The organism is Hominimerdicola alba 8 (genome assembly GCF_000178155.2).
Taxonomy (GTDB): Bacteria; Bacillota; Clostridia; order Oscillospirales; family Ruminococcaceae; genus Hominimerdicola; species Hominimerdicola alba_C.
Genome location: NZ_ADKM02000050.1, coordinates 81,641 through 99,164, shown reverse-complemented (window position 1 = coordinate 99,164; position 17,524 = coordinate 81,641). Strand labels below are relative to the sequence as shown.

Annotated in this window: 33 protein-coding genes; all 33 read left to right on the top strand. The window is 48.5% G+C overall.

The window, feature by feature from the left end:
* Positions 1–71 precede the first annotated feature (71 nt).
* The 33 genes from CUS_RS05005 to rplQ all read left to right on the top strand — a co-directional run bounded on the left by CUS_RS05005 (position 72) and on the right by rplQ (position 17,304).
* The gene (locus tag CUS_RS05005; RefSeq protein ID WP_037276576.1) at positions 72–665 is read left to right on the top strand and encodes a helix-turn-helix domain-containing protein; all 594 of its coding nucleotides are present in this window, start codon (positions 72–74) and stop codon (positions 663–665) included.
* 680 nt (positions 666–1,345) lie between these two features.
* Positions 1,346–1,660: a 30S ribosomal protein S10 gene (rpsJ, locus tag CUS_RS05000; protein WP_002847849.1), complete on the top strand. Its 315-nt coding sequence runs from the start codon at positions 1,346–1,348 to the stop codon at positions 1,658–1,660.
* Positions 1,661–1,756: 96 nt separating this feature from the next.
* Entirely contained in the window at positions 1,757–2,395 is a 639-nt protein-coding gene (gene rplC / locus CUS_RS04995) for a 50S ribosomal protein L3 (RefSeq protein WP_002847845.1), read from the top strand.
* Between the two features lie 17 nt (positions 2,396–2,412).
* A complete protein-coding gene (gene rplD, locus CUS_RS04990) occupies positions 2,413–3,036 on the top strand; it encodes a 50S ribosomal protein L4 (RefSeq protein WP_002847800.1) in 624 nt (207 codons plus the stop codon).
* The gene (gene rplW / locus CUS_RS04985) at positions 3,036–3,326 is read left to right on the top strand and encodes a 50S ribosomal protein L23 (RefSeq protein WP_002847914.1); all 291 of its coding nucleotides are present in this window, start codon (positions 3,036–3,038) and stop codon (positions 3,324–3,326) included. The genes rplD and rplW overlap by 1 nt, the downstream gene beginning before the upstream one ends.
* A 244-nt stretch (positions 3,327–3,570) precedes the next feature.
* Entirely contained in the window at positions 3,571–4,404 is an 834-nt protein-coding gene (rplB, locus tag CUS_RS04980) for a 50S ribosomal protein L2 (RefSeq protein WP_002847952.1), read from the top strand.
* A gap of 22 nt (positions 4,405–4,426) precedes the next feature.
* The gene (gene rpsS, locus CUS_RS04975; RefSeq protein WP_002847829.1) at positions 4,427–4,711 is read left to right on the top strand and encodes a 30S ribosomal protein S19; all 285 of its coding nucleotides are present in this window, start codon (positions 4,427–4,429) and stop codon (positions 4,709–4,711) included.
* 16 nt (positions 4,712–4,727) lie between these two features.
* On the top strand, positions 4,728–5,063 hold the full coding sequence (rplV, locus tag CUS_RS04970) for a 50S ribosomal protein L22 (protein WP_002847807.1): 336 nt from the start codon (positions 4,728–4,730) through the stop codon (positions 5,061–5,063).
* 20 nt (positions 5,064–5,083) lie between these two features.
* Positions 5,084–5,911, top strand: coding sequence for a 30S ribosomal protein S3 (rpsC, locus tag CUS_RS04965; RefSeq protein WP_002847888.1), 828 nt, complete (start codon positions 5,084–5,086; stop codon positions 5,909–5,911).
* Positions 5,911–6,333 (top strand): 50S ribosomal protein L16, encoded by a 423-nt coding sequence (gene rplP, locus CUS_RS04960; RefSeq protein ID WP_002847759.1) that lies wholly within the window; start codon positions 5,911–5,913, stop codon positions 6,331–6,333. The genes rpsC and rplP overlap by 1 nt, the downstream gene beginning before the upstream one ends.
* Positions 6,333–6,530 (top strand): 50S ribosomal protein L29, encoded by a 198-nt coding sequence (rpmC, locus tag CUS_RS04955; protein WP_002847971.1) that lies wholly within the window; start codon positions 6,333–6,335, stop codon positions 6,528–6,530. Before rplP ends, rpmC begins: the two co-directional genes overlap by 1 nt.
* Before the next feature lie 18 nt (positions 6,531–6,548).
* Entirely contained in the window at positions 6,549–6,806 is a 258-nt protein-coding gene (rpsQ, locus tag CUS_RS04950) for a 30S ribosomal protein S17 (RefSeq protein ID WP_002847964.1), read from the top strand.
* A 91-nt stretch (positions 6,807–6,897) separates the two neighbouring features.
* Positions 6,898–7,266, top strand: coding sequence for a 50S ribosomal protein L14 (gene rplN, locus CUS_RS04945; protein ID WP_002847897.1), 369 nt, complete (start codon positions 6,898–6,900; stop codon positions 7,264–7,266).
* 16 nt (positions 7,267–7,282) lie between these two features.
* On the top strand, positions 7,283–7,606 hold the full coding sequence (gene rplX / locus CUS_RS04940) for a 50S ribosomal protein L24 (RefSeq protein ID WP_002847869.1): 324 nt from the start codon (positions 7,283–7,285) through the stop codon (positions 7,604–7,606).
* A gap of 16 nt (positions 7,607–7,622) precedes the next feature.
* The gene (gene rplE, locus CUS_RS04935) at positions 7,623–8,168 is read left to right on the top strand and encodes a 50S ribosomal protein L5 (RefSeq protein ID WP_002847766.1); all 546 of its coding nucleotides are present in this window, start codon (positions 7,623–7,625) and stop codon (positions 8,166–8,168) included.
* A gap of 17 nt (positions 8,169–8,185) precedes the next feature.
* Positions 8,186–8,371: a type Z 30S ribosomal protein S14 gene (locus CUS_RS04930; protein WP_002847856.1), complete on the top strand. Its 186-nt coding sequence runs from the start codon at positions 8,186–8,188 to the stop codon at positions 8,369–8,371.
* A gap of 18 nt (positions 8,372–8,389) precedes the next feature.
* Complete coding sequence (rpsH, locus tag CUS_RS04925) at positions 8,390–8,788, top strand: 30S ribosomal protein S8 (protein ID WP_002847802.1); 399 nt, start codon at positions 8,390–8,392, stop codon at positions 8,786–8,788.
* A gap of 13 nt (positions 8,789–8,801) precedes the next feature.
* Positions 8,802–9,353 (top strand): 50S ribosomal protein L6, encoded by a 552-nt coding sequence (gene rplF, locus CUS_RS04920; RefSeq protein WP_002847908.1) that lies wholly within the window; start codon positions 8,802–8,804, stop codon positions 9,351–9,353.
* 18 nt (positions 9,354–9,371) lie between these two features.
* On the top strand, positions 9,372–9,731 hold the full coding sequence (gene rplR / locus CUS_RS04915; protein ID WP_002847813.1) for a 50S ribosomal protein L18: 360 nt from the start codon (positions 9,372–9,374) through the stop codon (positions 9,729–9,731).
* A 17-nt stretch (positions 9,732–9,748) separates the two neighbouring features.
* Complete coding sequence (rpsE, locus tag CUS_RS04910; protein ID WP_002847946.1) at positions 9,749–10,252, top strand: 30S ribosomal protein S5; 504 nt, start codon at positions 9,749–9,751, stop codon at positions 10,250–10,252.
* 14 nt (positions 10,253–10,266) lie between these two features.
* Complete coding sequence (gene rpmD / locus CUS_RS04905; RefSeq protein ID WP_002847873.1) at positions 10,267–10,446, top strand: 50S ribosomal protein L30; 180 nt, start codon at positions 10,267–10,269, stop codon at positions 10,444–10,446.
* A gap of 18 nt (positions 10,447–10,464) precedes the next feature.
* Complete coding sequence (rplO, locus tag CUS_RS04900) at positions 10,465–10,905, top strand: 50S ribosomal protein L15 (protein ID WP_002847767.1); 441 nt, start codon at positions 10,465–10,467, stop codon at positions 10,903–10,905.
* A 2-nt stretch (positions 10,906–10,907) separates the two neighbouring features.
* Positions 10,908–12,218, top strand: coding sequence for a preprotein translocase subunit SecY (gene secY / locus CUS_RS04895; protein ID WP_002847773.1), 1,311 nt, complete (start codon positions 10,908–10,910; stop codon positions 12,216–12,218).
* A 30-nt stretch (positions 12,219–12,248) separates the two neighbouring features.
* Positions 12,249–12,884: an adenylate kinase gene (locus CUS_RS04890; RefSeq protein ID WP_002847852.1), complete on the top strand. Its 636-nt coding sequence runs from the start codon at positions 12,249–12,251 to the stop codon at positions 12,882–12,884.
* Between the two features lie 27 nt (positions 12,885–12,911).
* Positions 12,912–13,658: a type I methionyl aminopeptidase gene (gene map, locus CUS_RS04885; RefSeq protein WP_002847753.1), complete on the top strand. Its 747-nt coding sequence runs from the start codon at positions 12,912–12,914 to the stop codon at positions 13,656–13,658.
* On the top strand, positions 13,658–13,948 hold the full coding sequence (locus CUS_RS04880) for a KOW domain-containing RNA-binding protein (protein ID WP_002847967.1): 291 nt from the start codon (positions 13,658–13,660) through the stop codon (positions 13,946–13,948). The genes map and CUS_RS04880 overlap by 1 nt, the downstream gene beginning before the upstream one ends.
* Positions 13,948–14,166, top strand: coding sequence for a translation initiation factor IF-1 (gene infA / locus CUS_RS04875; protein WP_002847851.1), 219 nt, complete (start codon positions 13,948–13,950; stop codon positions 14,164–14,166). Before CUS_RS04880 ends, infA begins: the two co-directional genes overlap by 1 nt.
* Positions 14,167–14,241: 75 nt before the next feature.
* Positions 14,242–14,355 carry a 50S ribosomal protein L36 gene (gene rpmJ / locus CUS_RS04870; protein WP_002847757.1) on the top strand — a complete coding sequence of 38 codons (114 nt, stop codon included), beginning with the start codon at positions 14,242–14,244 and terminating at the stop codon, positions 14,353–14,355.
* 29 nt (positions 14,356–14,384) lie between these two features.
* Entirely contained in the window at positions 14,385–14,753 is a 369-nt protein-coding gene (rpsM, locus tag CUS_RS04865; RefSeq protein ID WP_002847850.1) for a 30S ribosomal protein S13, read from the top strand.
* A 15-nt stretch (positions 14,754–14,768) separates the two neighbouring features.
* Complete coding sequence (gene rpsK / locus CUS_RS04860; protein ID WP_002847929.1) at positions 14,769–15,167, top strand: 30S ribosomal protein S11; 399 nt, start codon at positions 14,769–14,771, stop codon at positions 15,165–15,167.
* A gap of 102 nt (positions 15,168–15,269) precedes the next feature.
* Positions 15,270–15,866: a 30S ribosomal protein S4 gene (gene rpsD, locus CUS_RS04855; protein WP_002847915.1), complete on the top strand. Its 597-nt coding sequence runs from the start codon at positions 15,270–15,272 to the stop codon at positions 15,864–15,866.
* A gap of 118 nt (positions 15,867–15,984) precedes the next feature.
* A complete protein-coding gene (locus CUS_RS04850) occupies positions 15,985–16,944 on the top strand; it encodes a DNA-directed RNA polymerase subunit alpha (RefSeq protein WP_037276573.1) in 960 nt (319 codons plus the stop codon).
* Between the two features lie 18 nt (positions 16,945–16,962).
* Positions 16,963–17,304, top strand: coding sequence for a 50S ribosomal protein L17 (rplQ, locus tag CUS_RS04845; RefSeq protein ID WP_002847948.1), 342 nt, complete (start codon positions 16,963–16,965; stop codon positions 17,302–17,304).
* Positions 17,305–17,524: the final 220 nt, after the last annotated feature.

Sequence of the window (17,524 nt, the reverse complement as noted above, 5' to 3'; positions counted from 1 at the left end):
AAATGGTTTTGGTGGAGATTTTCGGCGGAATGTGCTATGATGAGTTCACACAAAAGAAAGGAGGCGACCTTATGGAACTTTGCAAGACTATCAGAAAACTGAGGACTGAAAAGGGGTGGTCACAGGAGATGCTGGCTGAGAAGGCTTATGTAAGCCGACAGACAGTTTCAAATTGGGAGAACGAAAAATGCTATCCCGATGTTCACAGCCTGCTGATACTCAGCGACCTGTTCGGAGTGAGCCTCGATGAACTTATCAAAGGAGATGTCGAAACTATGAAAAAGACGGTAAATGAAAAAGACGCAAAAACGCTGAAAACTTCACAGTGGTGCGGGGTGCTGGGGCTTGTCGCCATGATGCTGACGACAGCGATATTCGAGAACTGCGGTGAGGTCGGCAGGGTCATTGGTGCGGTGCTGGCAGGCGGTCTGGCGGTGCTGACTTTCCTTTCCTTCCACCGAATGGAAACGATAAAGGCTGACAACGATATTCAGACTCAGCGGGAGATACTGGCTTTCGTGAAAGGCGAAACGCTCGATGACATCGAGAAAGAGAAGGAGCGGAAAAACCGCCGTTCCATCAGGAATGGTCTGCTGACGGCGGCAGGCATCAGTGCGATCAGCGGAATCATCTGCATAGTCAGGCTGGTGATGGAACTGGTGTGAGGTTCTATTATATATAGTATAGTCCCGTCGGCGGAGGTCGGCGGGACTTTTGGCGAGAAAATGTAAGATATCTGGCAGGGCATCTTGATATATGCAGTAAATAGAGAGAATTGTACATACTAAACAGAAAAAGGTGAAGCGAAAGTCGAAAATTCTACATTGGATAGACGGATAAATTTCCGAAAGCCCTTGCAAAATCGTGGAGGATAGTGTATAATAGTACTTGCACGACTGCAATAGATATGCGATGAAACGGAAGGTTGCTGGCGGTATGTCAGGTAATTTCCGCGGAGTATGTCCGATTTTAAACCGGGCGGCTGTAATACCGAGCACTGTTTGTGTTATGCTTCTTGCGAGAAGGCTGTGGGATATCCTGCGCTCTTTTAGCATAATGCGTGACCTTGTGCTTTGTTTCTTGGCTCGGAGACCGCGATGCGGTGTTCGGGATTTTTTATTGAGAAGCGAGGAACACACGGTAGAGTGTAGATTGAAATCACGAAATTTCGATTGGTAGAACAGATAGTCCTGCAAGCCTGTCAATTGCACAAGCGGTTGAGGGAAAACAGTCGATCGTTTGTGCAATTGACTGAGGCTTCCGGACTTATACTGATACTTACCCAATGTAGTATCGGTACCTTGCCCCTAAAACAATTTTATATTGCTGTAAGGAGGCGATTCAAGTGGCAGTCAATGAGAAGATGAGGATCAAGATCAAGGGCTATGAGCATGCTGTTGTTGACAGCGCAGCTACAAAGATCGTTGAGGCGGTAAAGCGTTCAGGCGCACAGGTTTCAGGACCTATCCCGCTGCCTACCAACAAAGAGGTAGTAACGATACTGAGAGCTGTTCACAAGTACAAGTACAGCCGTGAGCAGTTTGAACTGAGAACTCACAAGAGACTCATAGATGTAATAAGACCTACTAAGGAAACTGTTACCGCTCTTGAGAATCTTGAACTTCCCGCCGGCGTAAACATCGTTATGGAGGTCAAGTAATCTCCAAATGAGACCGAATTTGCGGGTCTCAAAAAACGAGGTTAACGTTAGGTCATGTCGGAAAGTTCCGACCAATAACCACAAGGAGGAAAAATCATGCAGAAGGGAATCATCGGTAAGAAGATCGGTATGACACAGATCTTCGATGAAACAGGAAAAGTTGTTCCTGTAACAGTTGTTGAAGCAGGTCCCTGCGTAGTTGTTCAGAAGAAGACTGTCGAGAATGACGGTTATGAGGCTGTACAGCTGGGTTATGGCGAGATCAGAGCCAAGAGAGTCAACAAGCCTCTCCAGGGTCACTTCAAAAAGGCTGACGTTGCAATGAAGAGAACTCTTAAGGAGTTCAAGCTGGCTGATGCAGCAAACATGAACGTTGGCGACATTGTAAAGGCAGAAGTTTTCACTGAGGGCGACGTTGTTGATGTCAGCGGCACCAGCAAGGGTCACGGCTTCAGCGGTACTATCAAGCGTCACAACGGCCACAGACTTAAGGAAACTCATGGTACAGGTCCTGTACACAGACATGCAGGTTCCTACGGCGCTTGCTCGGATCCTTCAAGGATCTACAAGGGCAAGAAGATGCCTGGTCAGTACGGTAACGTTAAGGTAACTGTACAGAATCTGACAGTCGTTAAGGTAGACGCAGAAAATAATCTTATCGCTATCAAGGGCGCTATCCCCGGTCCTAAGAACGGAACAGTGACCATTTGCGACAGCGTTAAGAAGAAGGCTTAGTGGAAGGAGGAGTTAATATGTCACAGATCGCAGTAGTTGATATGACAGGCAACAAGGTAGCTGACACTGAGCTGAACGATGCAATATTCGGCATCGAGCCTAACAAGGCACTTATGCACGCTATGGTAGTTAATTATCTGGCTAACCAGAGACAGGGCACACAGTCCACTCTCACCAGAACAGAGGTAAGAGGCGGCGGCAGAAAGCCTTGGAGACAGAAGGGTACCGGTCACGCAAGACAGGGCTCCATCAGAGCTCCTCAGTGGGTACACGGCGGTATCGCTCTTGGTCCTAAGCCCAGAGATTACAGCTATTCGCTGAATAAAAAGGAAAGAAGACTTGCTATGAAGTCTGCACTTTCCACTAAGGTCATCGACTCCAACCTGATCGTTGTAAACGAGATCGAGACCAAAGAGTATAAGACCAAAGTTATGGTCGATATGCTCAAGGCTATCGGCGCAGAGGGCAAGGCTCTCATCGTAACTGCTGATGTTGATGCAAAGGTAGTTAAGAGCGCTGCAAACATTCCCGGTGTCAAGACAGCGACCGTAAACACTCTGAATGTTTACGATATCCTGAACTACGACAAGTTCGTTGTATCTTCGGACGCTGTAAAGAAGATCGAGGAGGTATACGCTTGATGAAAAACGCTCACGATATTATCATAAAGCCTATCATCACCGAGGACTCTATGGACAGACTCGCTGATAACAAGTACACCTTCAAGGTTGCTAAGGACGCTAACAAAGTAGAGATCGCTAAGGCTGTCGAAGAGATCTTCGATGTCAAGGTCGCTAAGGTAAACACCATCAGCGTTAAGGGCAAGGAGAAGAGAATGGGCAGATACACCGGTTTCCGCCCTGACTGGAAAAAGGCTATCGTTACTCTTGAGGGCGAGAAGACTATCGAATTCTTCGATGGTATGTACTAATTTCAAAGGCTTGAACTTCGGGTGAGAACCCGTTGGGAAAACTATGAGATAGCCCTCGCAAAAGAGGTGTGGACAGGTTCCGCATTCTCCGCGTTGTTTCGACATTACCGAGAATGGCGCGGAAAGGCTCTGCGAGGCGGCGAGGACCGCTTGTTTATATCACCGCAGGGCGTAGGTATGGAAGGGTGCTTGGCTATATGCTTTGACCTTTTCGCAAAACCATATTTTAAGGAGTTGAATTAAAATGGCAATAAAGACTTACAAGCCCACGACTCCCGGTAGAAGAGGCATGACTGTCATCGACTATTCGGGTCTGTCTAAGGTTGAGCCTTGCAAGTCCCTTCTCGAACCTCTGAAGAAGAATTCGGGAAGAAACAGCTACGGTAGGATCACCGTTCGTCACAGAGGCGGCGGAGTAAGAAGAAAATACCGTGTAATAGATTTCAAGAGAAACAAGCTCGATATGAACGCAACTGTTCAGACTATCGAGTACGATCCTAACAGATCCGCGTTCATCGCACTGGTTGAGTACGAGGACGGCGAGAAGAGATACATCATCGCACCTAACGGCCTTGCTGTTGGCGATGTTATCAGAGCAGGCGCTGACGCTGATATCAAGCCCGGCAACGCTCTGGCACTGGCAGATATCCCTGTTGGTACTTTCATCCACAACATTGAGCTGTATCCCGGCAAGGGCGCACAGCTGGTTCGTTCCGCAGGCAACATGGCTCAGCTGATGGGCAGAGAAGGCGCTTACGCTCTGGTAAGACTTCCTTCGGGCGAAATGAGAAAGATATCTGTTAACTGCATGGCTACTATCGGTCAGGTAGGCAACATCGACCACGCAAACGTAAACATCGGTAAGGCAGGCAGAAAGCGTCACATGGGCTGGAGACCTACCGTAAGAGGTTCCGTAATGAACCCCTGCGATCACCCTCATGGTGGTGGTGAAGGTAAGTCGCCTGTCGGCAGACCTTCCCCTGTTACTCCTTGGGGTAAGCCTACTCTGGGTTACAAGACCAGAGCTAAGCACGCTCGTTCCGATAAGTTTATCGTAAAGCGCAGAAACGGCAAGTAACCTGAAAGGAGGACGATGACTAATGGGCAGAAGTGTTAAGAAGGGTCCTTACGTTCAGGAGGCTCTTTATAAGAGAGTAGTTGCTATGAACGAAGCAGGCGAGAAGAAGGTCCTCAAGACCTGGAGCAGAGCTTCAACGATCTTCCCTGACTTCGTAGGTCATACATTCGCAGTACATGACGGCAGAAAGCATGTGCCTGTGTACGTTACAGAGGATATGGTAGGTCACAAGCTGGGTGAGTTCGCTCCCACAAGAACCTACAAGGGCCACGCAGGTTCCAAGACCTCGAACAACGGTAAGAAGTAAATAAGGAGGATCAGACATGGAAGCAAAAGCTATACTGAGAACAGCTAGAATTGCTCCTCGTAAGGTACAGATCGTCCTTGATCTTATCAGAGGTAAGGATTACGAGGTTGCAATGGCAACTGTAAAGAATACACCCAAGGCTGCCAGCGAGTATCTGGAGAAGCTCCTCAAGTCCGCAGCAGCAAACGCTGAGAACAACCACAACATGGACAAGAACAACCTCTATGTTGCTGAGTGCTACGTTTGCCCCGGACCTATCATGAAGAGGATCATGCCCAGAGCACAGGGCAGAGCCTATAGAATTCTGAAGAGAACATCGCACATCACCGTTGTTCTCAAGGAAAAGGATTAAGTCGAAAGAGGAGGTAAACTATGGGCCAGAAAGTAAATCCACACGGACTCAGAGTCGGTGTGATAAAGAATTGGGATTCCCGCTGGTTTGCAGATAAGAGCACTTTCGGCGACACTCTGGTTGAGGACTACAACATCCGTAAGGATATCATGAAGGACCTCAACAGAAGATCCAAGAACCCCGCTGACAAGTGCGTTTACGCAGGCGTTCCCAAGGTTGAGATCGAGCGTTTTACCGGCAAGGACGGCGCTCAGAAGGTTAGAATACACATCTACTGCGCTAAGCCCGGTCTGGTTATCGGCAAGGGCGGTGCTGAGATCGAGAAGCTGCGTGCAGCTATCGAGAAGAAGATCGGCAAGAGCGTAGCTATCAATATCGTTGAGGTCAAGAACCCCGACATCAATGCACAGCTGGTCGCTGAGAAGATCGCTCATGATCTGGAAGACAGAATCTCTTTCAGAAGAGCTATGAAGCAGTCTATCGGCAGAGCTATGAAGCTGGGCGCTAAGGGTATCAAGGTTAAGGTATCCGGCAGACTTGCGGGCGCTGAGATCGCAAGAAGCGAGAGCTACCACGAGGGTACTATCCCGCTGCAGACCATCAGAGCTGATATCGACTATGGTACAGCTGAGGCTCACACCACTTACGGTCGTCTGGGCATCAAGGTATGGATCTACAGAGGCGAAGTTCTGAAGGGCGAGATCGCTGCAAGCGACAGACGTGACGTTTCCGACAGAAACGACAAGAACGACAAGAAGCGCAGACCCCGCAGAGATGACAGGTCTAAGGACAATCGCAGAGATTTCAACAAGTCCCGCGCGATGAAAAGAGAAGGAGGTAACGTATAATGCTGCTTCCAAAGAGAGTTAAGTTCAGAAAACAGCACAGAGGTCGTATGACCGGTAAGGCGCTGAGAGGTAATAAGGTAAGCTACGGTGACTTCGGTCTGCAGGCTCTTGAGCCCGCATGGATCACTTCCAACCAGATAGAGGCTGCCCGTATCGCGATGACAAGATACATCAAGAGAGGCGGTCAGGTTTGGATAAAGCTGTTCCCCGATAAGCCCGCTACCAGAAAGCCCCTGGGTACCCGAATGGGTAAAGGTAAGGGCGCACCTGAGTACTGGGTAGCTGTAGTTAAGCCGGGCAGAGTAATGTTCGAGATCGCAGGCGTACCTGAGGAGACTGCTAGAGAGGCTATGCGTCTTGCTATGCACAAGCTCCCTATCAAGTGCAAGTTTATAGTTAAAGAAACGGGTGGTGAGCAGTAATGAAGGCAAATGAGATCAAGGAAATGACCGCAGACGAGCTGAACACCAAGCTCGCTGAGCTTAAGGAAGAGCTGTTCAACCTTCGCTTCCAGCATGCTGTGAACCAGCTTGAAAATCCCAAAAGACTTCAGGCTGTGAAGAAGGATATCGCTCGTGTTAAGACATTCATTCGTAAGCATGAGTCCGAAGCTCAGTAATAAAGGAGGAGGATCACTGTGAGCGAAAGAAATCTGAGAAAGACCAGAGTTGGCACTGTTGTTTCCAACAAGATGGACAAGACTATCGTCGTAGCTATCAAGGATAACGTTCAGCACCCTCTGTACAAGAAGATCATCAAGAAGACTGTTAAGCTCAAGGCACACGATGAAAACAACGAGTGCAACATCGGCGATACAGTTAAGGTAATGGAAACAAGACCTCTTTCCAAGGACAAGAGATGGAGACTTGTTAACATCATCGAAAAGGCTAAGTAATTTATATAATGAGTGCGAGGTTCCTCGGCAGAGCGCAAAAACGCTCCTGCCGCGGTAACTGAGTCCTAGTTTTGAAAGGAGGAGCGCTTCAATGGTACAGATGCAGACTTACCTGAAGGTTGCAGATAACTCCGGTGCTAAGGAGCTTATGTGCATCCGTGTTCTCGGCGGTACGAGAAGAAAGTATGCTAACATCGGTGACGTTGTAGTTTGTTCTGTTAAGAAAGCAACACCAGGCGGAGTTGTTAAGAAGGGCGATGTAGTAAAGGCTGTCATCGTTCGTTCGGCTAAGGGTCTGAGAAGAGCGGATGGTACTTATATCCGTTTCGATGAGAACGCAGCCGTAATAATCAAGGAAGATAAGAACCCCAGAGGTACTCGTATCTTTGGACCTGTAGCTAAGGAACTGAGAGATAAGGATTACATGAAGATCCTGTCGCTGGCTCCCGAAGTTCTGTAATGGAGGTGTCGTTGAAATGAATAAAGTACATGTAAAGACCGGCGACACCGTCGTTATCCTGTCCGGTAAGGACAAGGGTAAGCAGGGCAAGGTCCTGGCAGTATCCCCTAAGGAGGGTAAGGTGATCGTTGAGGGTCTGAACGTTGCAAGAAAGCACGTTAAGCCCAGAAGCGCACAGCAGCAGGGCGGCATCGTTGATGCTGAGGCTGCAATGTACGCATCAAAGGTAATGGCTGTTTGCCCTAAGTGCGGCAAGCCTACCAGAGTAGCTCATAAGTTCCTGGAAGATGGAACAAAGGTCAGAGTTTGCAAGAACGATGGCTGCGGCGAAGAATTCTAAGAGGAGGAGTTAAACTATGGGTGCAAGACTTAAAGAACAGTATGTTAGCACAGTAGCTCCTGAACTGATGAAGAAATTCGGCTACGCTAACGTAATGCAGATCCCTAAGCTCGATAAGGTAGTTATCAACGTCGGCTGCGGCGCTGATAAGGATAACAAGAAGGTCATCGACGCTATCATGACCGATCTGGCTGCAATAACCGGTCAGAAGCCTATCGTTTGCAAGGCTAAGAAGAGCGTTGCGAACTTCAAGCTGAGAGATGGACAGATAATCGGTGTCAAGGTAACACTGAGAGCGGATAAGATGTATGAATTCGTTGACAGACTTTTCAACGTAGCATTCCCCCGCGTAAGAGATTTCAGAGGTATCAACCCCAATTCCTTCGATGGCAGAGGCAACTACTCTACCGGTCTGAAGGAGCAGCTGATCTTCCCTGAGATCGAGTACGATAAGATCGACAAGGTAAGAGGTATGGATATCAACTTTATCACTACCGCAAAGACTGATGAAGAAGGCAAGGAGCTGCTCAGACTGATGGGCGCACCCTTTGCTGAGAAGTAATGAGGAGGATACGTTAAATGGCAAAGAAGGCTATGATTAATAAGCAGCAGGCTGCTCCTAAGTATTCCACTCGTGCTTATAACAGATGCAAGATCTGCGGCAGACCCCACGCATATCTGAGAAAGTTCGGCGTTTGCCGTATCTGCTTCAGAGAGCTGGCACATGACGGTCAGATCCCCGGCGTTAAGAAGGCAAGTTGGTAAGTAAGGAGGTAGGCACAAATGCAGATTACAGATACTATTGCAGATCTGTTAACAAGAATACGCAATGCTAGCACAGCTAAGCATGCGACTGTCGATGTACCTGCATCTAACATGAAGAAGTCCATCACACAGATCCTCGTTGATGAGGGCTATGTAAAGAACTTCACCGTTATTGAGGACGGTAAGCAGGGTATCATCAGGATCACACTGAAGTACGATGAGAACAGAAACTCCGTGATAACAGGGCTGAGAAGAGTTTCCAAGCCCGGTCTGAGGATCTACGCAAGCTGCGAGGATATGCCTAAGGTTATCAAGGGTATGGGTATCGCTATCGTATCCACTTCCAAGGGCGTTATCACCGACAAGAAGGCGAGAGAGCTGAATGTCGGCGGCGAGGTCCTTGCATTCATCTGGTAAGGAGGACTAAGATATGTCAAGAATCGGTTTAAAGCCTATTAGTGTTCCTGCTGGTGTTGAAGTAACAATTGCTGACGGCAACGTTGTTACAGTTAAAGGTCCTAAGGGCACACTTACAAAAACATTCCACAAGGATATGATAATCAAGAACGAGGGCGGCGTTATCACTGTTGCTCGTCCTTCCGAGGATAAGCTGCACAAGTCGCTTCACGGTCTGACTAGAACACTCGTTAACAACATGGTTGAGGGTGTTTCCAATGGTTTCTCAAAGAAGCTCGAGATCGTTGGTGTTGGTTACAGAGCACAGAAGCAGGGCAAGAACCTTGTTATGAACCTGGGTTATTCTCATCAGGTGATCTTTGAGGAAACTGACACTATCAAGATCGAAGTTCCCGATCCTAACCACATTGTTGTATCGGGCTGCGACAAGCAGGAAGTAGGTCAGTTTGCTTGTGAGATCCGCGAGAAGCGTCCCCCCGAGCCTTATAAGGGTAAAGGTATCCGCTATGAAGGCGAGTACGTTATCCGCAAGGAAGGTAAGGCAGGCAAGGGCGCCAAGAAGTAATAAAAGGAGAGAATCACTATGGTTAAAAAGCTTGACAGAGCTAAGGCAAGAATCAAGAGACATCAGAGGATCCGCAACAAGATCAGCGGTACTCCCGAATGCCCCCGCCTCAACGTATTCCGCTCCTCTAAGCATATATATGCACAGATCATCGACGATGTTAACGGCGTAACACTTGCTTCCGCTTCCTCTATGTCTAAGGGCTTTGAGGGCAACGGCGGCAACAAGGAAGGCGCTCGCAAGGTAGGCGAGATGATCGCAGAAGCTGCAAAGGCAAAGGGAATCGAGAATGTCGTATTCGACAGAGGCGGTTTCCTCTATCACGGCCGTGTGCAGGAGCTTGCAGACGGTGCCCGTGAAGGCGGACTTAAGTTCTAAGAGGAGGAGGAAAAACAATGGCTTTAATTGATGCTTCAAAGATCGAAGAGCTGCAGGAAAAGGTCGTAGCTATAAACAGAGTATCCAAGACTGTTAAGGGCGGCCGTATCATGAAGTTCTCCGCACTTGTAGTAGTAGGCGACGGCAACGGCATCGTTGGCTTCGGCATCGGCAAGTCGGGCGAAGTTCCCGACGCTATAAGAAAGGCTATTCAGGACGCTAAGAAGAACCTGGTCAGAGTATCTCTCAAGGGTACAACTATCCCTCATGAGATCGTAGGCAAGTTCGGCGCAGGTGAGGTTCTCCTCAAGCCCGCCGCACCCGGTACAGGTATCATCGCAGGCGGCACTGTGAGAGCAGTGGTTGAAGCAGCCGGCATAAGAGATATAAGAGCAAAGTCGCTTCGCTCTAACAATCCTTACAACGCAGTAAGAGCTACCATCAACGGTCTGACCAGCGTAAGAAGCGCTGAGGCTATCGCTGAACTGAGAGGCAAGACTGTTAAGGAAATATTTGAATAAGGAGGATAAACAGTATGGCAAACCTGAAAATTCAGCTGATCAAGAGCCTGAGCGGCAGAAGCGAGAAGCAGATCGCCACTGCAAATTCTCTTGGTCTGAGAAAAATCGGGGATACGACCGAGCAGCCCGACAACGCATGCACACAGGGCAAGATCAAGCTGGTATCCCACCTTATTAAAGTAACCGAAGCGTAAGCAGGGAGGTGCGACAACATGAAGCTTCACGAATTATCACCTAATCCCGGCGCAGTAAGAGATGTTAAGCGCGTCGGCAGAGGTCACGGTTCAGGAAACGGTAAGACTGCAGGTAAGGGTCACAAGGGTCAGAAGGCCAGATCCGGCGGCAGCATCAGACCCGGCTTCGAGGGTGGTCAGACCGCTCTTGCAAGAAGAATTCCTAAGCGTGGATTCAACAATATATTCGCAACTAAATATGCGGTTATCAATGTATCCGATCTTGAACAGTTTGTTGAGGGCACAGTAGTTGATACTGAAGTTCTGAAGGCAGCTGGCATCATCAAGAAGGAACTGGATGGAGTAAAGGTTCTCGGCAACGGAGAACTCACTAAAAACCTTACCGTCAAGGCTGCTAAGTTCTCAGCAGCAGCTAAGGAGAAAATCGAAAAGGCAGGCGGGAAGGCTGAGGTGATGTAATTGTGATAGAGACATTTCGTAATGCCTGGAAGGTCCCGGAATTAAGAAGAAAGCTTCTATTTACATTTTTCATCATCGTTATATACAGGATAGGCGGCGCAGTTCCTGTGCCCTATCTTGACTCTGCTGCACTGGAAACATGGTTTGAGGGCAGCAAAAATTCAGGTGACTTTTTCAGTTACCTGAACGTCCTTTCGGGCGGTAACTTCTCAAAGGCTACACTGATGGCGCTGTCAGTTGGTCCTTACATCAACGCGCAGATCATTATACAGCTGTTGACCTATGCACTGCCTCCGCTGGAAAGACTCTCTAAGGAGGGTATGGAAGGCAGAAAGACTCTGAACAAGATCACCAAGTACACTGCACTCGGTATCGCACTGTTCCAGGGCTGGGCTTATTACAGAACACTGATGAACGTTGACGGTCTTCAGGTAGTTCAGTACACTGGTCACACCTTTGAGAGATATTTTACTGAAGTTATCATTATCCTCTGCTTCGTGGCAGGCGCTTCGCTGACTATATGGCTGGGCGACAGGATCAATGAAAACGGTATAGGCAACGGTGTTTCGATGCTTCTGTTCGCAGGTATCATCGCAAGAGGTCCTGAGGCTGTTCTCGGACTGTTCGAGCTGATGAAGACAGGCGAGGCAAGAAACATGATCCTTGTTCCTATCATCATCGTGGTATTCATTCTGATGATCGGCTTCATCATCTTCATGAACAATGCCGAGAGAAGGATACCGATACAGTATGCAAAGCGCGTTGTCGGCAGAAAGCAGTACGGCGGTCAGAACACTTACATCCCGATCAAGATCGCGATGAGCGGCGTTCTCCCCATCATCTTTGCGATGAGCTTTATGTCGATCCCCCAGACGCTCAAGCTCTTCACGGGCGAGCCGAAGGCGGGTACCTTCTATGCAGGACTCCTTCACTGGTTTGAGTACACTCATCCGTTCTATGCTTGTCTGTATTTCGTTCTCATCATCGCGTTCAACTACTTCTATGTAAGTATGTCCTACAACCCGATCGAGATCGCTAACAACCTCAGGCAGAACAACGGCGGCGTACCAGGCATCAGACCCGGTAAGCCCACCAGCGACTACTTCCAGAAGATCCTTGGTAAGATCACTCTGGTCGGTGCAGTGTTCCTGGGTATAATCGCTATCTTCCCTATCATATTCACTGTTATCACAAAGCTGAATATCGCAATGGGCGGTACATCTATACTCATCGTAGTAAGCGTTGCACTTGAAACTGCAAGAACTATGGAATCTCAGATGATGATGCGTCATCACTCGGGCTTCCTGAAATAATAAATTCCGATCGGGAAAGGGGTAAGACTTATGAACAATATCATTCTTTTGGGCGCTCCCGGTGCCGGCAAGGGCACACAGGCAGAGGTCATCTGCAAGGAGCTGAACATTCCTACCATTTCCACAGGCAATATGCTCAGAGCCGCTGTTAAGGCAGGCACCGAGTACGGTCTGAAGGCTAAGGCAGCTATGGACGCAGGCGCACTTGTTTCCGACGATATCGTTATCGGTATACTTAAGGACAGGATCGCTGAGCCTGATGCACAGAATGGCTTCATTCTCGACGGTTTCCCCAGATCTGTTCCTCAGGCTGAAGCACTGGACGCTATGGGCGTTCAGATAGACAAGGTCATTGAGATAGATGTTGCTGATGACACTATCCAGAAGAGACTTTCGGGCAGAAGAGTTTGCCTCGACTGCGGCGCTACCTACCATGTGGATTTCAAGCCATCTAAGGTAGAAGGCGTTTGCGATGTCTGCGGCAAGCCGATCGTTATCCGCAAGGACGACGAGCCTGCCACTGTAAAGAGCAGACTGGAAACATATCATAAGACCACCGAGCCCCTTAAGGGCTACTATGAGAAGCAGGGCAAGCTGACCTCCGTAAAGGGTCGCGAAACTGTTGAGGAAACTTCCGCAGCAGTTATGGCTGCTCTCAAGGCTTGATATTTATATAGAAAGCGTAATTTTTAAATGATATGTATCAAATCCAATAAGGAAATAGAAAAGCTGCGCAAGGCGGGTCAGATAACCGCCGGCGCGCTGCAAGCAGCAGGTGAGGCGCTCAGGCCGGGCATGACTACCCATGAGCTTGATAAAGTTGTCGAGAGATACATTCTTTCACACGGCGCTAAGCCGGGATTTAAAGGCTACGGCGGGTTCCCCGCTGCTGCCTGCATATCCGTAAATGACGAGGTCATTCACGGCATACCCGGTAACAGGAAGATCCTGGAGGGCGACATAGTTTCCGTTGATACGGGTGCTTTTGTTGACGGCTATCACGGTGACTCCTGCAAGACATTTGCCTGCGGCAAGATCTCAGACGACGTTCAGGCACTTCTTGATTCCACCGAAGAAAGCCTTTACGAGGCTATTAAAATGGTAAAGCCAGGCGTAAGGTTGGGCGACATCGGTGCGGCTATACAGAAGTATAACGAGGACAGAGGTTTCTCGGTCGTCAGAGAATACTGCGGTCACGGACTGGGCAGGGATCTCCATGAAGACCCCGAAGTTCCCAACTACGGCAGGGCAGGTCATGGAGTAAGGCTCCAGGCAGGTATGGTCATCTGCATCGAACCCATGATAAATATGGGTACTGCTGCCATCAAGGTACTGCCCGATGGCTGGACTGTAAAAACACAGGACGGCAAGTGGTCCGCACATTTTGAGCATGCGATCGCTGTAACACAGGACGGCTGTGTGATACTCAGCAAACTGTGATGACAGACGGTGGTATACAGGTCGGTTCATTGGTATGGGCGCTGGCAGGCCGTGAGAAAGACTCGCTCTATGTTGCAGTGAGAGTCGGCGGCGGCTTTGTGTATCTGGCGGACGGACGGCACAGAAAGGCTGAAAGTCCTAAGAAAAAGAGCATGAAGCACATTTCACCTGCGAACGCGCCTGTTTATACCGGCGAACTGACAAACAAGAAGTTAAGACGGCTGATAAATCAGTACATGACCCATACTGATGAACAGCAGACAAGACCTTTGAGTGGGGAGGTTTTTTAATGTCGAAAGAAGATGTACTTGAAGTTGAGGGTACAGTTGTGGAGGCACTGCCTAACGCAACATTCACTGTTGAACTTACAAACGGTCATAAAATTCTTGCTCATATTTCGGGTAAGCTGCGTATGAACTACATTCGTATCGTGCCCGGTGATAAGGTCACAGTCGAGATGTCGCCTTATGACTTGACAAAGGGAAGAATAACCTGGAGAGCTAAGTAAAGCAAGCGGTTGCAACAAGGCTTTCCCTTATACGTTGAGGGCTGAAAAGCCCGGATAATCGAAGGAGGTATTTCAATGAAAGTAAGACCTTCAGTTAAGCCTATCTGCGAAAAGTGCAAGATCATCAAGAGGAAGGGCAAGATCATGGTTATCTGCCAGAATCCTAAGCACAAGCAGCGTCAGGGCTAACAAACCAATAATGGAGGTGCAGCTAAATAATGGCTCGTATTGCTGGTATAGACCTGCCCAGAGATAAGAGGATCGAAGTCGCTCTTACCTACGTTTACGGCATTGGTCAGAAGACTGCTACAAAGATCATCAAGGAAACAGGCGTTGATCCTGACGTAAGAGTCAAGGACATGTCTGAGGATGATGTTTCTAAGCTTCGTGAGTATATAGATCACAACCTGACTGTTGAGGGCGACCTGAGAAGAACAGTTGCTCTGAACATCAAAAGACTGACAGAGATCGGTTGCTACAGAGGTCTTCGTCACAGAAAGGGTCTGCCCGTTAGAGGTCAGAGAACTAAGACGAACGCCAGAACTCGTAAGGGTCCTGTTAAGACCATCGCTAACAAGAAGAAGTAAGGGAGGGTATGAAGCATGGCTCAGGCTAAGAAGAAGACGACTGTACGTCGCCGTCGTGAAAGAAAGAACATTGAACAGGGACAGGTTCATATCCAGTCCACATTCAACAACACAATCGTTACCATCACTGACATGCAGGGCAACGCGATTTCTTGGGCATCCGCAGGCGGACTCGGTTTCAGAGGTTCCAAGAAGTCCACTCCTTTTGCTGCTCAGACTGCCGCAGAAACTGCTGCAAGAGCCGCTAAGGAACATGGTCTGAAGGTAGTTGAGGTATTCGTTAAGGGACCCGGCGCAGGCAGAGAAGCTGCTATAAGAGCGCTGCAGTCTGAGGAACTGGAAGTAAGACTTATCAAGGACGTTACTCCTATCCCTCACAACGGTTGCCGTCCCCCAAAGAGAAGAAGAGTGTAATAACATACGAATTGAGTTACAGTTTGACTCAAAGTCGGGTAAAGCTGCTTAGCGCGTAAGACTTAAGACCCGATATAACATTGAAAACGGAGGTCATTAAAAATGGCAGTAAACAGAGAACCAATACTCAAGAGATGCAAGTATCTCGGCATCAGCCCAATGGTTATGGGCGTAGCTAAGGAAACCAAGCGTGACCCTAACGCTAACAAGCGTAAGAAGGTATCCGAGTACGGTCTTCAGCTGAAGGAAAAGCAGAAGCTGAGATTTATCTACGGCGTTCTGGAGAAGCAGTTCCATCACTATTTTGAGATCGCTCAGAAGATGGAAGGTCAGGCTGGTACCAACCTGCTGACTATACTGGAGTCCAGACTGGACAGCGTTGTTTTCAGAATGGGTCTTTCCATGACCAGACGTGAGGCTAGACAGCTGGTCGTTCACGGTCACTTCCTTGTTAACGGCAAGAGAGTTGACATCCCTTCCTACAGAGTGAAGGCCGGCGACGTTATCTCCCTGAAGGAGAACAGCAAGAAGAGCCCCAAGTTCAAGCAGATCATCGAAGCTACTGCCGGCAGAGTTGTTCCTACTTGGCTCGATATGGACAAGGAGAACCAGACTGCAAAGGTAGTTCGTATGCCTGTTAAGGAAGACCTCGATTATGAGATCGAGGAACACCTGATCGTAGAGCTGTATTCTAAGTAATCCGTTTAAGGTTCTCGGTGTGCTGTACCTGCAAGGGTACAGCCTATCGGGATACTTGGAATTATTTAGTTAGATTCGGACACATTACAAATCATGTTTGAAAACAGGAGGGTTATTAATGCTTGAAAAGATAGAAAAGCCAAAGATCGAAACGCCTGAGCTCAAAAGCAACGGAACATACGGCAAGTTTATTCTCGAGCCTCTGGAGCGCGGCTATGGTATAACTCTCGGCAACAGTCTGAGACGTGTACTGCTCTCCTCTTTACCCGGTGTGGCTGTTACATCTGTAAAGATAGACGGCGTACACCACGAACTCTCAACGATCCCCGGTGTTAAGGAGGACGTTACTGAGATAATCCTTAACCTGAAGGGTCTGACTGCAAAGCTTTACGGTGAGGGTCCAAAGACTATCTACATTGAAGCTGAGGGCGAATGCGTTGTTACCGCAGGCGACATCAAGGCTGATTCTGAGGTAGATATACTTGTTCCCGATATGCATATTGCAACACTGGGCGCTGGTGCCAAGCTGTATATGGAGATCACTATCGACAGAGGCAGAGGCTATGTTTCTGCTGAGAAGAATAAGTCACTTATGCAGAATGCACCTATCGGCATTATTGCTGTAGACAGTATCTATTCGCCGGTACTCAAGGTAAACTACACTGTTGACAACACCCGTGTAGGTCACATTACCGATTTTGATAAGCTCACACTGGAGGTCTGGACTGATGGTACGATCTCCGCTAAGGAAGCTGTTTCAATGGCAGCCAAACTCCTCAACGAGCATCTTAATCCTTTCGTTGACCTCTCTGAGGAGGCTAACGTTGTGGAGATAATGGTTGAGAAGGACGATCAGAGCCAGGCTAAGGTTCTGGAGATGACCATTGAGGAACTTGACTTATCCGTGCGTTCTTTCAACTGTCTGAAGCGCGCAGGCATCAACACAGTCAACGATTTGATCGAAAAGTCAGCAGAAGAGATGATGAAGGTTCGTAACCTCGGTAAGAAGTCCTTCGACGAGGTAAAAGAGAAGCTTCATTCACTGGGCTATGAGCTCAATTCTGAGGAAGATAATTAATGTAAGGAGTGAAAATCTATGCCAGGCACAAGAAAGCTGGGAAGGACCAGTGACCAGAGAAAGGCTATGCTGAGAGCTATGGTTACTTTCCTTCTGGAAAACGGTAAGATTGAAACCACTGTAACTAGAGCTAAGGAAGTTGCTGCTATGGCCGAGAAGATGATAACTCTCGGTAAGGCAGGCGACCTGCATTCTAAAAGACAGGTACTTTCTTATGTAACTAAGGAAGCTGTTGCTAAGAAGCTGTTCGACGAGATAGCTCCTAGCTATGCTGAGCGCAAGGGCGGCTACACCAAGATCGTTAAGATCGGTCCCCGTCGCGGCGATGCTGCTGAGATGGCTATTATCCAGCTGGTTTAATATACTACTGATTTTTAAGACCGTACCTTTGGGTGCGGTCTTTTTATTTGCCGCTATTATTGGAGGGCGGGGGCTTGTTCCCCGCCGTTTTGCTGTGTCGTAATTCTTCTGTGTTTTTTCGTCTGTCACTTTGTTCGCCCAAACCGTTTCGTTTGTCGCGTTGCTTGACCGCGCGCTCTGACACTTTGGCGTTTCCCACTAATAAGTGCAAAAAAGCGCC

Bases quoted from the DNA above. Each gene is read 5' to 3' on its own strand.
- CUS_RS05005 (WP_037276576.1), top strand. From the start codon at position 72: ATGGAACTTTGCAAGACTATCAGAAAACTGAGGACTGAAAAGGGGTGG.
- rplC (WP_002847845.1), top strand. From the start codon at position 1,757: ATGCAGAAGGGAATCATCGGTAAGAAGATCGGTATGACACAGATCTTC.
- rplD (WP_002847800.1), top strand. From the start codon at position 2,413: ATGTCACAGATCGCAGTAGTTGATATGACAGGCAACAAGGTAGCTGAC.
- rplW (WP_002847914.1), top strand. From the start codon at position 3,036: ATGAAAAACGCTCACGATATTATCATAAAGCCTATCATCACCGAGGAC.
- rplB (WP_002847952.1), top strand. From the start codon at position 3,571: ATGGCAATAAAGACTTACAAGCCCACGACTCCCGGTAGAAGAGGCATG.
- rpsS (WP_002847829.1), top strand. From the start codon at position 4,427: ATGGGCAGAAGTGTTAAGAAGGGTCCTTACGTTCAGGAGGCTCTTTAT.
- rplV (WP_002847807.1), top strand. From the start codon at position 4,728: ATGGAAGCAAAAGCTATACTGAGAACAGCTAGAATTGCTCCTCGTAAG.
- rpsC (WP_002847888.1), top strand. From the start codon at position 5,084: ATGGGCCAGAAAGTAAATCCACACGGACTCAGAGTCGGTGTGATAAAG.
- rplP (WP_002847759.1), top strand. From the start codon at position 5,911: ATGCTGCTTCCAAAGAGAGTTAAGTTCAGAAAACAGCACAGAGGTCGT.
- rpmC (WP_002847971.1), top strand. From the start codon at position 6,333: ATGAAGGCAAATGAGATCAAGGAAATGACCGCAGACGAGCTGAACACC.
- rplN (WP_002847897.1), top strand. From the start codon at position 6,898: ATGGTACAGATGCAGACTTACCTGAAGGTTGCAGATAACTCCGGTGCT.
- rplX (WP_002847869.1), top strand. From the start codon at position 7,283: ATGAATAAAGTACATGTAAAGACCGGCGACACCGTCGTTATCCTGTCC.
- rplE (WP_002847766.1), top strand. From the start codon at position 7,623: ATGGGTGCAAGACTTAAAGAACAGTATGTTAGCACAGTAGCTCCTGAA.
- CUS_RS04930 (WP_002847856.1), top strand. From the start codon at position 8,186: ATGGCAAAGAAGGCTATGATTAATAAGCAGCAGGCTGCTCCTAAGTAT.
- rpsH (WP_002847802.1), top strand. From the start codon at position 8,390: ATGCAGATTACAGATACTATTGCAGATCTGTTAACAAGAATACGCAAT.
- rplF (WP_002847908.1), top strand. From the start codon at position 8,802: ATGTCAAGAATCGGTTTAAAGCCTATTAGTGTTCCTGCTGGTGTTGAA.
- rplR (WP_002847813.1), top strand. From the start codon at position 9,372: ATGGTTAAAAAGCTTGACAGAGCTAAGGCAAGAATCAAGAGACATCAG.
- rpsE (WP_002847946.1), top strand. From the start codon at position 9,749: ATGGCTTTAATTGATGCTTCAAAGATCGAAGAGCTGCAGGAAAAGGTC.
- rpmD (WP_002847873.1), top strand. From the start codon at position 10,267: ATGGCAAACCTGAAAATTCAGCTGATCAAGAGCCTGAGCGGCAGAAGC.
- rplO (WP_002847767.1), top strand. From the start codon at position 10,465: ATGAAGCTTCACGAATTATCACCTAATCCCGGCGCAGTAAGAGATGTT.
- CUS_RS04890 (WP_002847852.1), top strand. From the start codon at position 12,249: ATGAACAATATCATTCTTTTGGGCGCTCCCGGTGCCGGCAAGGGCACA.
- map (WP_002847753.1), top strand. From the start codon at position 12,912: ATGATATGTATCAAATCCAATAAGGAAATAGAAAAGCTGCGCAAGGCG.
- CUS_RS04880 (WP_002847967.1), top strand. From the start codon at position 13,658: ATGACAGACGGTGGTATACAGGTCGGTTCATTGGTATGGGCGCTGGCA.
- infA (WP_002847851.1), top strand. From the start codon at position 13,948: ATGTCGAAAGAAGATGTACTTGAAGTTGAGGGTACAGTTGTGGAGGCA.
- rpmJ (WP_002847757.1), top strand. From the start codon at position 14,242: ATGAAAGTAAGACCTTCAGTTAAGCCTATCTGCGAAAAGTGCAAGATC.
- rpsM (WP_002847850.1), top strand. From the start codon at position 14,385: ATGGCTCGTATTGCTGGTATAGACCTGCCCAGAGATAAGAGGATCGAA.
- rpsK (WP_002847929.1), top strand. From the start codon at position 14,769: ATGGCTCAGGCTAAGAAGAAGACGACTGTACGTCGCCGTCGTGAAAGA.
- rpsD (WP_002847915.1), top strand. From the start codon at position 15,270: ATGGCAGTAAACAGAGAACCAATACTCAAGAGATGCAAGTATCTCGGC.
- CUS_RS04850 (WP_037276573.1), top strand. From the start codon at position 15,985: ATGCTTGAAAAGATAGAAAAGCCAAAGATCGAAACGCCTGAGCTCAAA.
- rplQ (WP_002847948.1), top strand. From the start codon at position 16,963: ATGCCAGGCACAAGAAAGCTGGGAAGGACCAGTGACCAGAGAAAGGCT.